The following is a 13161-nucleotide window of genomic DNA, read 5'->3' as shown; positions in this document are numbered from 1 at the left end:
AATAATCAAAAGGGAGGGAGTTATGGTACCCAAGACGATGAAGAACACAATGAAAACCGCAGCCACGTGGTTTGAGATACCGGTCAAAAAATTGAGCCGGGCGAAGAAGTTTTATGAGGGAATCTTTGAAGTGGAACTGATCGATATGGAGATGGGCGATGATTTCAAGATGGCGATGTTCCCCGTAGAGGATGGAGGGATGGGAGGTGCCCTTTGCGAAGGAAAAGAGTTTTATATCCCGAGCCACGAGGGTTCGTTGATCTACCTGAATGCCGAGCCCCGCCTGCAGTCCGTTGTCGACCGGATTGAGAAGCACGGGGGAAAAATACTTCGTCCGAAAACCCAGATATCCGAGGAATATGGGTACATGGCTATTTTTGAGGACACCGAAGGCAACCGCGTGGCCCTGCACGCCATGAAATGATTGTAGAACCACAGAATATTGAACAAGGAATATCGAATGCAGAAGGATAGGCTCCTTATTCGAAATTCCTTGTTCTGCGGTTCGCTATTTTCTAGGGTTTGATCTTGATATCGATTTTCTCAGTGGTAGGCTGCTCCTTGTTGCGGATGGCCAGCTGCTGTATGGTGTTGTTTGAAAGTTCGATAAAAGCCTGAGCCGACCTGGATTCCACATCCTGCAACACAATAGGCTTGCCGCTGTCGCCACTCTCGCGAACCGACTGCTCCAGGGGAATTTCACCCAGGAAGTTGATCCCCATCCGCTCAGCCAGCTTGCGGGCCCCGTGTTTGCCAAAAATATGGTACTTCTTGTCGGGCATGTCCGGGGGAACAAAGTAGGCCATGTTTTCGACGATGCCGAGAACCGGGACACTTACTTTTTTAAACATCGCCACCCCTTTGCGGGCGTCGTCGAGCGCTACATTCTGCGGGGTGGATACGACGATAGATCCCGTCAGGGGCACCGTTTGAACAATCGTAAGCTGGATATCCCCGGTTCCGGGAGGCAGATCGAGTACGAGGTAATCGAGATCGCCCCAGACCACTTCCTGCATAAACTGTTTGACGGCACTGGTGACCATCGGTCCGCGCCAGATCATCGCCTGGTCGGGATCGACCAGCAATCCCATTGAAACAAACTTGACGCCATATTTTTCAAGTGGAATCAGCTTTTTTTGGGTAGTAATATTGGGTCGTTCGTGAGTGTCCATCATCGTCGGGATGCTGGGCCCGTAAATATCGGTATCCAGCAAGCCCACTTTGGCCCCGGTACGGGCCAGTCCGCACGCCAGGTTGACGGCCACGGTGGATTTCCCCACGCCCCCTTTGCCTGAAGCCACTGCAATGATATTTTCGACCCCGGGCAGCAGTTCTTCCTCCCCCTGCGGCTGTTGCGTGGATTGTTGCTGCTTTTTTTCTCGATGTCCCTGGCCGGGAAAAGCCGGTTCTCCGCCATCCTCTTCATCTCCTTCGAGCGCGCGTTTCTTGGAGAGGTTGACCGCCGTCTGGATGTCCAGCACCAGGTCGTTGTCTACATACTTGTGGAGCGTCTCCTCGCACATCTGCTTGAGCCTGGTATCCAGCTCCGGGGTTTTTTCGGGCAAATCGATCGTAAAGGTCACAAATTTATCCTGGACAATCAGGTCCTGAACAAGATCGAGGGTGATGAGGTCTTTTCCATATTTCGGATGGATGACATGCGTTAACGCCGTACGTACCTGCTGTTTGTTGATAGCCATAAACTGTCATTTACAAAGTTTTCTTTAAAGCCCGTAAAGATAAGGATTTTACCCGAGATGCTAAACGCCGTGTTTCGACTTTTTATACGTGTCTTGATGTGCTCCACGATTAAATTCGATCAATCGTCAACGATCCATCTATGACCAATAAGGGCCTACCTGCCGAGGAGGAAGGCAAGATTTGCAGGTATTTACACATCGCCTATATGTTGGGATTTCTGCAGTAACCGGAGGCGAAGTTTGGTTATTTGTGGACTGGTTATCCGTTATTCGAATACACCAATAGTCGATAACCAAAATTTGACGGCATTTTTTTAGTTTGTTTTTGGCCGTGCACAAAATGATCAGAAAGCCCAACAAGAAAATAGTAGCATTTTTTAAAAAAAGAGGTGTTCCATTTGGCTTGGTTCAAAAACTCAAGATTGGATAACTGTTTACTGGTACCCTGCGAGGGATGGAATAGCTGAATCGCGAAAATATGAGCCGGCGGGCTTGGTAGTACGCTTTTTTCTGACACCAGGCAGTACTTGTTCAGAAGAGAGTTGCGCCATCTGCTGCTCTTTTTTACGCTTCTGCTGCAAGTGAAATTTGTCAATTGCCTGAAAGGCTTTGGCCATGGCTTCTTCAATGTAAACACCGGTTGTAACGATGATGTTCTCTCCATCAGAGAATGCCAGATGGATAAACCTGGAAAACCCATTCCCGGCTTTATGCAACCTGTAGAACCCTCTGTATCTGTCGGTTGAATAGTAGTCCCGATAATTGCCACATTTATTCATAATTCAGCCTGTTCTTCCGTTGTTAAGCCAGTTAGCTATAAATACTGCAGATGATATGTTGATGCCGTTGGAAATTCTCGTCTGTTGTTGTCAGGGCGGCCTGCAAAGCAATTTTCAAGTATGGGATTGTGATCGAAAGACTGCTTTGCTCAACGCAAAAATGACCGCTTGTTTTACAAACCTCTCATGGGGTAATCATCGCCTGTAAATTATATGCGCGTTTTTCTTAATGCGCAAAATTATGTTACAAATAAATATTAAAAAAAACTAATGAATATTAATTGTTTGTAATATTTTAATCGTACTCGAATATCCTTGGGTGAAAAGATCACCGCTTCCCGGTTTTAGCACTATTCGTTGAGCAATATTTAAGGGCAGAGGAGAGCTGGAAATCGAATCCACAGAACGATACGCCGCCAGTTCTTCGTTAACCGGTTTTGAATGGCCTCTGACACAGACGGCTTATATACTTAAGGCTGGTGTTCACGATGAACGCGGATTTAATCCGCTCCCTTGAATGGGCGGTGATTATTTAAATGGCAATCAGTTCATAATCTTCTTGTCTTAATTTCGTATATTCACCTGTTTATTTAAATGTCAAAATTACACTACTGAATGTCCCGATCCCAAGCTGCAGCTAAAGAGCAGAAGTCAACGAAAAGCGGCGACCGCCCCATTATTGTTAAAGGCGCCCGTGTTCACAATCTGAAAAATATCGATATTGAGATTCCCCGGAACAAGATGACCGTGGTGACCGGCGTATCGGGTTCCGGGAAATCCAGCCTGGCCTTTGACACTATTTATGCTGAAGGTCAGCGCCGATATGTAGAAAGCCTTTCAAGCTATGCCCGGCAGTTCCTGGAGCGCATGGACAAGCCGGATGTGGATTTTATGCAGGGGATTTCGCCGGCTATGGCCATTCAGCAGAAAACCACCTCCTCCAATCCGCGCTCCACGGTGGGTACCACTACCGAAATTTATGACTACATGCGCCTGCTTTGGGGGCGTATCGGCCGCACAATTTCACCGAAATCGGGCCGCGAGGTAAAGAAGGATTCCACCAAGACCGTAATCGAAGAGCTGCTCGGCCGGTTTGAGGAGGGCACCCGGTTTTACGTGCTGTTCCCGATCCCCCACCACGAGAAGAAAAAACTGAATGACGAGCTGAAGGTGCTGAAGGAGAAGGGATTTACCCGCCTGCTGCACATGCAGGATGAAGAGTTGCTGGATTTGACCGTCGATGAAGTCAATCCTGACAAGATGAATGCAGATGAGTACCGTGTGCTGGTAGATCGGCTGGCAGTGAAGAAGGATGAGGATACCCGGAGTCGCATCGCGGGTTCCCTGGAGACCGCGTTTCATGAGGGGCGGGGGCGCTGCTCAATCAAGATACGCAACGGTGAAGAGCTCAACTTCAGCGAGCGATTTGAGATGGACGGCATGGAGTTCGAGGAGCCTACGCCCCAGATGTTCTCCTTCAACAACCCGTATGGTGCCTGCGACAAGTGCGAGGGATTCGGGCGCGTGGCGGGCATTGACGAGGACCTGGTTATTCCCGATCCGGAAAAAACAATCCGTGACGGGGCTATTGCTCCCTACAGCGGACAAAAATTCAGCAAACACCTGCGCGACCTGATCAAGGTTTCCGCCCGTTACGGCCTGCCGATCGATACTTCCTACAACGAGCTTTCCAAAGAAATGAAGGATATCATCTGGAACGGCAAGGATGAATACAAGGGGCTGAATGAGTTTTTTGAGGATGTCAAAAGTCAGTCCTACAAAGTGCACATGCGGGTATTTTACTCGCGCTACCGGGGCTACAGCCGCTGTCCCGATTGTGAAGGGTACCGCGTGCGGCCCGACGGTTTGTACGTGAAGGTGGCGGGCAAACATATCGGGGAGATTGCCGAGCTCACCATCGGGCATGCCCGGGAATTCTTCGAGGAGCTGGAGCTGACTGAATTTGAGAAAGAGGTGGCCGAGCAGATTTTGTATGAAATTCGGAAGCGCCTGAAATATCTCGATGAGGTGGGACTCGACTACCTCACCCTGAACCGGCTGGCCAACACGCTCAGCGGCGGGGAGTCGCAGCGGATAAGCCTGGCCAACTCGCTGGGCAGCTCGCTGATCGGCAGCCTCTACGTGTTGGACGAGCCCACCATCGGGCTGCACCCGCGCGACAACGACCGCCTGATCAACATCCTGAAATCGCTCCGCGATATCGGAAACACGGTGCTGGTGGTAGAGCACGACCCCGCCATGATCGAGGCCGCCGACAATATCATCGATATAGGTCCCTTTGCCGGGGTACACGGCGGTGAAGTGGTATTTGAAGGTCCATATGACGAGCTGAAAAAAGCCAAAACCCTGACCGGCAAGTATGTTAGTGGACGCAAGGAGATCCCGGTCCCCGAAAAGCGCAGGAAGGGCACCGGAAACGCCATCGTGCTGCAAGGGGCCAGCGAGCATAACCTGAAGAGCCTGGAGGTGGAGTTCCCGCTTGGCAAGTTTATCTGTGTTACAGGGGTCAGCGGTTCCGGCAAGTCAACGCTAGTGCACGATACGCTCTATGCCGGTATCCAAAAACAGCTGGGTACCTACAACGACAAAGTGGGCCGCCACAAGGCGATCAAGGGGCTTAACCATATCGATTCGGTGGAGATGGTCGACCAGTCGCCGATCGGGCGCTCTTCGCGCTCTAATCCCGCCACTTATACCAAGGCATTTGACGGGGTGCGGGATCTTTTCTCCAATACCCGGCAGTCCAAGCTGATGGGTTACGAACCGGGTCATTTCTCCTTTAACGTACCGGGCGGGCGCTGTGAGACCTGCGAGGGCGAAGGGGTGCAGACGATCGAAATGCAGTTTATGGCGGATATTGAGCTTACCTGTGAAACTTGCAACGGGAAACGCTACAGGAAAGATGTGCTGGGTGTAAAGTACCGCGGCAAGAATATTCACGACGTGCTGGAGATGTCGGTCTCCGAAGCGATCGAGTTTTTTGTGGATGAACCCTCCATCACCAACCGGCTGCAGCCGCTGGAGGACGTGGGACTCGGCTACCTGAAACTGGGACAAAGCGCTCCAACACTTTCCGGCGGAGAGGCACAGCGTGTAAAGCTGGCCAAATTTCTTTCCAAGAGCGCAGGCGATCACACGCTCTATTTCTTTGATGAGCCTACCACAGGTCTCCATTTTGAGGATATCAACAACCTGCTGGATTCCTTCAACCGCCTGGTGGATGAGGGGCACACCGTTATCATCATTGAGCACAACTTGGACGTCATCAAGAGCGCCGACCACATTATCGATATTGGTCCAGAAGGCGGATTTGCGGGGGGACAGATTGTGGGTACTGGTACGCCGGAGGAGATTGCCGGGATCGAGGAGAGCTACACGGGCAAATATCTGAAAGAGATGTTGTAGGATGTGAGGGGGAGACGTCAGACGTCAAACGTGAGACGTGAGTGGTTGTTTGTGATTTTAGAATGGATAATCTTTTCCCGTACTATATCGGGCTAATTCCTCGGTGAATAATTCGAACAAATTTATTCCTGCTGACAGAGAAAATGGCTATTGTACAAACAGGCTTATGTGGGATCGGGCAAACCCTTATGAGATTTTTTTAATGGTGTACTTGGTTTATATTTTTATTCAGAATTTCTCAAATGTGGGGTAAAGGCGGACGCGGTTGCCTGTTTGGGCGTAAAACGCAAAGGATCATTTTCAAGAGCTGCCTTAACATAAATCAACTGCTGCCTGCCTGTCCAGGAGATAATCCCATTGATCATTCATCAGGTAACCTACCCGGATAATTTTGATAAATTCAGATCAAAAGAAACCGTTTATGTTTTATGATAAGCGACTGATACTTCTGTCCTTCATTTCCATCTACGCATTTCTGGTAGTATCAAAAGCTCAGGCCCAGGATGCGGCAATGCAGGGAATTATTTCTGATAATTCCACCGGCCAGCCGCTCTACGGGGCTAACGTGGTGTTAAAACCTGTTGCCGGAGAGAAGTTCATGGGGGCTGCGGCTGACGGCGATGGATTCTACCGCATCAGTTCGATAGAACCGGGCACCTATTCACTGCGCATTAGTTATATCGGGTACCGACCCTATACCGACACCCTGGATTTGGATGAGGGGGAAAACAGGACTGTTAATGTATCGCTACAGCCGGATGACGCCCAGCTCGAGGAAGTGGTGGTGGAGCAAACCACCGGGGCCGTATGGAAACAGGAGGGGCGCCAGCGCATTACCCCGGTTGAATTGAGCCGGGTGCCCAGTCCTGCTGCCGGTGACCTTGCCACCTATCTTCAGACGTTGCCGGGCGTTGTGTCGATGGGCGATCGCGGAGGGCAGGTGTTTATTCGCGGGGGAACGCCTACTCAAAACCTGGTGCTGCTGGATGGAGCGATCGTCTACCGCCCCACCCATATTGTGGGATTCTTTTCTCCCTTCCCGGAAGATCTGATCTCGGGAGTCGATTTTTACGCCGGGGGATTTGGTCCCCGCTACAACAGCCGGGTCTCATCGGTCATGGATATCCAGATGCGGCATGGCGACCGGTACAACTTCTCAGGGTCGGGTTCTGTGAGTCCGTTTGCCGGCGAAGTGTTTGCAGAAGGCCCGATCCAGGAAGGAAAATCATCCTGGATGTTTTCGGCCAGAAATTCGTTTATCGAACAGGCGAGCAGCTGGCTTCCGGTAGAGAGGCAGCCGCTCAAATTCGGCAGCCAGCTGCTTAAAACCAGCTTCACCGGCAATGATGACCGCTGCTCTGCAATGGTCATGAATACCTACGACCGCGGCCGCATGGATTTTGAGGTGAATGACAGTATAAAATGGCGGAATTTTATTTTGGGGGGGAACTGTATAGCCCTGCCCCCGGACTCCCGAACACTCATGCAGACAAATGTCAACCTGTCCTATTTTTCCAATTCCAGGATCGATGAGGAATCGTCTGGATATTCTTCAGATATCTGGCGGGTAAACCTGGATATGAACCTTCGTCAATATATTGGCGATATCCGGGTTGATTACGGTTTTTTTTCCCGGTTAAAGCGCCTCAACTACCATATGGATGAAGAATTTCTGGGGTTGAACAGCGAAAGCCTCTCGCAATTTGTCCTTGGTGGACATCTCGAAACAAATATCCCGATTGGTGAACGACTGACGGTCCGTCCGGGCGCCGCCATAACGTTGTATACGGGCGATTACGCCCCAAGCCTGGAACCCCGTTTCAGGATGTCCTGGCAACCGTTCGGGCGCGAAACGGAAGAAATTACGGCGGCAGCCGGCCTGTATCGCCAGGCGGTGACAGGCATAAGCGACATGCGGGATGCCAGCTCTGTATTTGTAGCATGGATGACTTCACCGGTAGAACAAGAGCAGATGGAAGCGCTGCATGCCACGCTGGGATGGCAGCAGTCGCTTGCCCGGGGTCTGACATGGTCGGTCGAGGGTTATTACAAGCAAATGCGCAACCAGCCGGTACCGCTTTGGAACACTATTGCCCGGTTTACGACAGACCTGGCCCAGGCCAATGGAGAGGTCTACGGCAGTGACCTGCGCATGGAGTACAGTACCAGCTGGTTCTACGGCATGCTGGGATACGGGTTTAGCTGGACGATGTATGAAGCCGCGCAGGATCACTTTAGTGTCTGGTTTGATGAGCCGGTTCAGCAGTATCATCCGCCCCACGATCGCCGGCACCAGGTGAATGCGCTGGTGAGCGCTGATATAGGCTCTTTTACCGCCGGCGTGCGATGGCAGCTCGGTACCGGCGTGCCGTTTACCCGACCGATGGGATTCGACGATATCCTGGATTTCAGGGAGCGCCTGCCGGATGTGCTTCGAGACCAGGGGCTGCGCCGCGTAATCCTTGACAAGCCGTATCAGGGCCGGCTGCCCGCCGTACACCGGCTGGATATGTCACTGGAACGGGCGTTCAGGATCATAGATCCCGGGCTGACATTGAATGCGAGGGCAGGAGTCGTCAATATATATGACCAGACCAATATTTTCTATTACGATGTCTATACCCATCGGCGCATCAATCAGCTGCCGGTTTTACCCTATCTTACGCTGGAAATGAAGGTAGGCACTTGATATCATGTTTGTCATAGAGGTCTTGTAAAACCGTTGTTTTGCCCGATTTTATATTTTTGCGCACTCGAATCCTCATTTATGAGATATAAGCTGCGGTTTTGAATGCACTCAGGGACCAACACTCCTGTGTTTTAAAAAACCGCGTTAACAGGAAAGAAGTGAAAATGAATGGTAAAATTTCTGGTAATCCCATCATGGCAAACTCGTTTTGCACGTTGATCTCGGGCCTGCTTTTGTGCCTCTGGGGTGGAAGTTTGGCCGGATGCGAGCAAACCTTTGAACCCTACAAGGAAAATAATGAGTTTCATTTCTCATTTTACGGCTACCTGGATGCCTCCGCCGATACGCAGTGGGTGCGGATTTCACCTGCTCGAGTGGAGTTTCAGGTCCCCACGGATGCACCGGACGCAGTAGTGACACTTGAAGAAATGGAAACCGGCCATTCAGCCGTTTTGGAGGATTCGCTGTTCGAACGTACAGGCGGATACAACTACTGGAATTACTGGACCACGATGGATGTCCGGGCGGAGCACACCTACCGACTGCTGGCCGAATCTCCGGATGGGGCTACAAGCAGCGTCACCGTCACCATTCCTCCAGACTTCCCGAAGCCCAGGATCGGATATCATCTTAACGGATGCCAGGCTACCCTGTCCATTCGTGGCGTCGAGCGGCTGGCAGATGCACAGTCGGTATGGCGCTATTCTGCTCAACAACTCTACCGGTTTCCCTACCGAACCCAGGCATATGGAGGCGTTTCTGGTTTTCATACCATCGAGCTGAATGCTATTCGTGAAAGAACCCAGATACCGGTGGCCGAAAATGTGGATGTGCAGAGTAGGTATGTAATGGTTGCTGCCGGCGGCCCCGAATGGGTGGAGGGGGTGGATTCACTGGACGATCCGACCTATACCCTGCCGGAGGGGTTTTCCAACGTGCAAAACGGTCTTGGCTATATGGTGGGAATTCTCAGTAAAACGACTCCGTATGAAGAGTGCCATTAGCCAGCAAGAAATCGATCGACAAGTAAATATTGCAATTGCAAGGGCTACAACAAGTGAAATACAGTCAGCAAAAATACAGGCATACAACTGTCGGCGGGATATGGATATGCCTGATCGTTGGAGGTTGCCTGGCAATGGTTGCAGCCGGCTGTGACTCGTCCTTCCAGCCTGTCATGGAAAATGAACAGTATTTCTTTTCCATGTACGGCTATCTGGACGCTTCTGCCGATACCCAGTGGGTACGGATTGCCCCGGCGCGTACGCAACTCGAGATGCCGGACGATATCCCCGAAATGCAGGTCACACTCAGGGAAATGGAGAGCGGTCGTTCGGCGGTCATGAAGGACTCTCTTTTCCAACTGGATAACGGCGTTAACATGCTGAATTTTTGGACAACCATGGATCTCAAACCTCAGCACACGTACCGTTTAAAAGCGGAACGAAAAGATGGGGCCTACAGCAGTGTCACCGTAACGATACCGCCGGATTTTCCACAACCTAGACTGGGATACGCCCAAATGGGATGTTCAGCCACTGTATCGATCCGGGAGGTGGAGCGTCTGGCCGACATACAGTCGGTATGGCAGTTTCATATCAATCAAGCGGGATATAAACGCGTAGACCTGTACCGGTTTTCCTATCGGGACCAGGCCTATGGACTATCCGGGGGGTATACTGTAACCATCGATCCAATCCGCGAAAGAGAGCATATAAATGTTCCGGACGGTGACGCCAGGCTTACCGAACGCTACCTGTGGGTGGCCTCGGGCGGTCCCGAATGGGTTGAAGGGGTCGATTCGCTGGATAATATTACCTATACGTTGCCGGAAGGATTTTCCAATGTGACAGACGGGCTTGGATATGTAGTCGGAATTATCAGCAAAAAAATACCCTATAAAGAGTGCAGCCCTCAGTGATGCCCTCGAAGAAGGTCCCCTTTACAACGGGAAAATCCATTTTACTTGAGCCGGAGGCATAGTATATTGCCCTGGTCTGGCCCTGCCCGCCGCTCCGAAGAGCGAAATACTACATGATCCGGTTTCCCGAATTCCACTGGCAGGAAACGTTGCCGGGAAATGGACTTTAACTCAGCATGCAGCTGTTCCTGCCGGAAAACCAGATCAGCGACCATGATTAAACCTGTAACTTCTATCAAACAAATAGCATTTCTGGCAGTATTTCTTTTGGGGTCTGCTTCGGCACAGGCGCAATCCCAGGAAGAGATCAAGCCGGACAAGCAGATCAAGGGCGGGCTGGTGGGCAGCCGGCTAATAAATACGGAATGGGAGAGCAGCCCGGCACCGGGCTTTGCAATTGGACTATCGCTCGATTTTCGGTTTACCCGGCTTTTTTCTGTTCAGCCTGAAGTCTTGTACGTTGAGAAAGGCAGCCGGGAACGAGTACAGGTGCCATCCCTCGATACGGAATTTAACCTTGTCCTCGATTATGTTGAAGTACCGGTCCTGGCAAAGTTTCACCTGCCCGCGGACGGCCTGTTGCTCCCCCACGTTTATATAGGCCCCTACGCTTCTTTTCTGATTGAAAACAACAGCAATACTGAAATCTTTGAAAATGAGCAGCAGACCCCTGACGAGCTGATCGGGGAAGCGAGAGACAGTGATTTCGGGATTGTTGCCGGGATCGGGACCGATCTTGATTTCAGATTTAACACCGTGAGTGCTGAGATAAGGTATAGCGCCGGATTTACCGATGTGTTTGGCGGCGCAGCCCCGCAACCCGCGCGCAATGGGACGGTTATGTTGTTAATAGGATTTCAATTTTAGGCAAGTTTTCCTGCGTTAACTTTTGCATAAGAGCCCCTTCATTCTTAACGTGTTGAAGCATTTTGGTACGCTGGAAACAGCAGGCGGTCAGACCCTTCACGCTGTAATCATGCCAAAGTATAACCCGGCGGCCATCACCCTGCGCACTGGCGGCGGGGTACTCCGGGTATTCAAAGAAAAAGAGAATATGTTCAGGCGGCTTATATATCTAAACTGGTCAGCTTTTTTGGCACGACTCACCAAATTTCAGTCGATACTGGTGATCGGCTATATCATATTTTTGCTGATACTGTTCTCCAACCTGCTGGGCAGTGCCTTGTTGGTGATTATGTATGAGCGCGCGCCCCGGGGATTCCAGGAACTACCGTGGCTGACGCCCTCTGTCCGCGTGCTGATCCTGATCGTATTTGCCAACGTTTTTTGGCTGCTGCACTTTTCATTTACCAGCACGCGACTGCTGAACATGGAGCTCAACCGGAAGCTACTGGCCTACGGCTACCCGGTCAACAAGCTGGCCTGGCATCTCAACCTGATCGGCTTTTTCCATCCCATTAATGTGATCTATAACTTCACATGGGCTGCTTTTTTGCTGATGCAGGTGCGTCATCCTATGTATATTCCCGTGGTCATTGCCGTTGTGCTGCTTAACTACTCGATCATCTACTCCATCAAGCACCGGTTCCTGCATCTTATCGAAAAGCGGTTCAGGCTGGTTGTCTTCAGCGGGCTATTCCTGGTTTTCGGGACGATATCCGCACTGGCTATTTTGTCGCGCTATTCCAGCTTTGTGTTAAGCCAGTACCTGCCGGATGTGCAGAGCCTGATCCGAATATTGACCTATTTCCCCGGTGGACTGATGATGGCATCGGCCACAGCCGAGTATAACCTGGCTATCGCGGCGGCCATTTACGGGTTTTCGGCACTGCTGGTGTTCCTGGTATTCCGGGATCACTTTTACAAAACCAGGGAGGGGCTGCAGACGCCTCACACACAAAAGGCGAAAAACCGCCGGAGTACGCTCTGGGGCTTCCTGAAGCGGTGGCTCGGTGGAAATGCAGGCAAGTTTTACTACTATATTATACTGCATCCCTATAATCGCCTGTTTTTGTTGACGGTGGCCCTGGTTCCCGCAATCTACATTCCCCTGTTGCTGCATCTTGAACAGAGCTGGATCACCTCGGTTCTCATTCCCACCATGATGGCGGCCATACCGGTGGCACTGCTGGCTGTTGGCATGGCCAACATGTTCGGATATGAGCACCGGGAGTTTTTGCTGCACCGGCAGTTCCCGGTGCCGTTTGAGAAGCAGCTGAAGGAGCGGTTCCTGGGCATAATTACCGTACCGCTGTTTATCTTTTACTTGATCACAATCGGGGAGCTTATATACTTGCCGCAGCTCGGGCAGGTGGTTGATATCTATGTCGCCAACACCTTCTTTTTCCTCTGTTTTATGCTGGTATTCCTGTTTACATCTTTCAACTATTACAAGAAAGTGAGCTACAGCTCGTTCAGTTTTAAGCACCCGATTATCCCGCAAAAGGTCACTTTTTTGATGACATTTCTGATGTTCGGACTCGGCTACACTATTTTTATCCCGCTGGGAGAATACAATATCTACCGCCGCTGGGTGATGGTGGGACTCATCGCAGCCATCAGTATCTACCTTTGGCTGAATATGCGGGTGCTGGTGAAGGCATTTGAAAAGCATGTGCTGCACCAGATCTGGCTGGATGGGGAGTAGCAATACGGATAATGAAAAGACAACTTCAACGGTATCCA

At 51.0% G+C, this 13161-nt stretch carries 9 protein-coding genes; 7 read left to right on the top strand and 2 right to left on the bottom strand.

The features are described from left to right. The first annotated feature begins 49 nt into the window (after nt 1-49). Entirely contained in the window at nt 50-424 is a 375-nt protein-coding gene (locus ACG2E4_RS01210; protein WP_395259583.1) for a VOC family protein, read from the top strand. Between the two features lie 91 nt (nt 425-515). Here ACG2E4_RS01210 and ACG2E4_RS01205 read toward each other — a convergent pair whose 3' ends face one another. Beyond that, entirely contained in the window at nt 516-1700 is a 1185-nt protein-coding gene (locus tag ACG2E4_RS01205) for a P-loop NTPase (protein WP_395275478.1), read from the bottom strand. Nucleotides 1701-2134: 434 nt separating this feature from the next. After that, nucleotides 2135-2479 (bottom strand): hypothetical protein, encoded by a 345-nt coding sequence (locus tag ACG2E4_RS01200; protein WP_395275477.1) that lies wholly within the window; start codon nt 2477-2479, stop codon nt 2135-2137. Nucleotides 2480-3094: 615 nt separating this feature from the next. Here ACG2E4_RS01200 and uvrA point away from each other — a divergent pair. The 6 genes from uvrA to ACG2E4_RS01170 all read left to right on the top strand — a co-directional run bounded on the left by uvrA (nt 3095) and on the right by ACG2E4_RS01170 (nt 13123). After that, entirely contained in the window at nt 3095-5905 is a 2811-nt protein-coding gene (gene uvrA, locus ACG2E4_RS01195; RefSeq protein WP_395259580.1) for an excinuclease ABC subunit UvrA, read from the top strand. Nucleotides 5906-6326: 421 nt separating this feature from the next. Continuing rightward, complete coding sequence (locus tag ACG2E4_RS01190; protein WP_395275476.1) at nt 6327-8594, top strand: carboxypeptidase-like regulatory domain-containing protein; 2268 nt, start codon at nt 6327-6329, stop codon at nt 8592-8594. A gap of 164 nt (nt 8595-8758) precedes the next feature. Further along, entirely contained in the window at nt 8759-9598 is an 840-nt protein-coding gene (locus ACG2E4_RS01185) for a hypothetical protein (protein ID WP_395275475.1), read from the top strand. Nucleotides 9599-9771: 173 nt separating this feature from the next. Further along, nucleotides 9772-10515 (top strand): hypothetical protein, encoded by a 744-nt coding sequence (locus tag ACG2E4_RS01180; protein WP_395259577.1) that lies wholly within the window; start codon nt 9772-9774, stop codon nt 10513-10515. Nucleotides 10516-10728: 213 nt separating this feature from the next. Beyond that, nucleotides 10729-11382 carry a porin family protein gene (locus ACG2E4_RS01175; RefSeq protein WP_395275474.1) on the top strand — a complete coding sequence of 218 codons (654 nt, stop codon included), beginning with the start codon at nt 10729-10731 and terminating at the stop codon, nt 11380-11382. Nucleotides 11383-11434: 52 nt separating this feature from the next. Beyond that, nucleotides 11435-13123 (top strand): hypothetical protein, encoded by a 1689-nt coding sequence (locus ACG2E4_RS01170; protein WP_395275473.1) that lies wholly within the window; start codon nt 11435-11437, stop codon nt 13121-13123. Nucleotides 13124-13161: the final 38 nt, after the last annotated feature.

The organism is Halalkalibaculum sp. DA384 (assembly GCF_043951955.1).
GTDB lineage: Bacteria > Bacteroidota > Rhodothermia > Balneolales > Balneolaceae > JAMQKA01.
The sequence above is the reverse complement of the archived record's forward strand: the minus strand, read 5'-3'. Positions and strand labels throughout refer to the sequence as shown.

Excerpts from the sequence above, each read along its gene's own strand:
- ACG2E4_RS01185 (WP_395275475.1), top strand. The coding sequence starts at position 8,759 with ATGAATGGTAAAATTTCTGGTAATCCCATCATGGCAAACTCGTTTTGC.
- ACG2E4_RS01200 (WP_395275477.1), bottom strand. The coding sequence starts at position 2,479 with ATGAATAAATGTGGCAATTATCGGGACTACTATTCAACCGACAGATAC.
- ACG2E4_RS01190 (WP_395275476.1), top strand. The coding sequence starts at position 6,327 with ATGTTTTATGATAAGCGACTGATACTTCTGTCCTTCATTTCCATCTAC.
- ACG2E4_RS01210 (WP_395259583.1), top strand. The coding sequence starts at position 50 with ATGAAAACCGCAGCCACGTGGTTTGAGATACCGGTCAAAAAATTGAGC.
- ACG2E4_RS01205 (WP_395275478.1), bottom strand. The coding sequence starts at position 1,700 with ATGGCTATCAACAAACAGCAGGTACGTACGGCGTTAACGCATGTCATC.
- ACG2E4_RS01175 (WP_395275474.1), top strand. The coding sequence starts at position 10,729 with ATGATTAAACCTGTAACTTCTATCAAACAAATAGCATTTCTGGCAGTA.
- uvrA (WP_395259580.1), top strand. The coding sequence starts at position 3,095 with ATGTCCCGATCCCAAGCTGCAGCTAAAGAGCAGAAGTCAACGAAAAGC.
- ACG2E4_RS01180 (WP_395259577.1), top strand. The coding sequence starts at position 9,772 with ATGGAAAATGAACAGTATTTCTTTTCCATGTACGGCTATCTGGACGCT.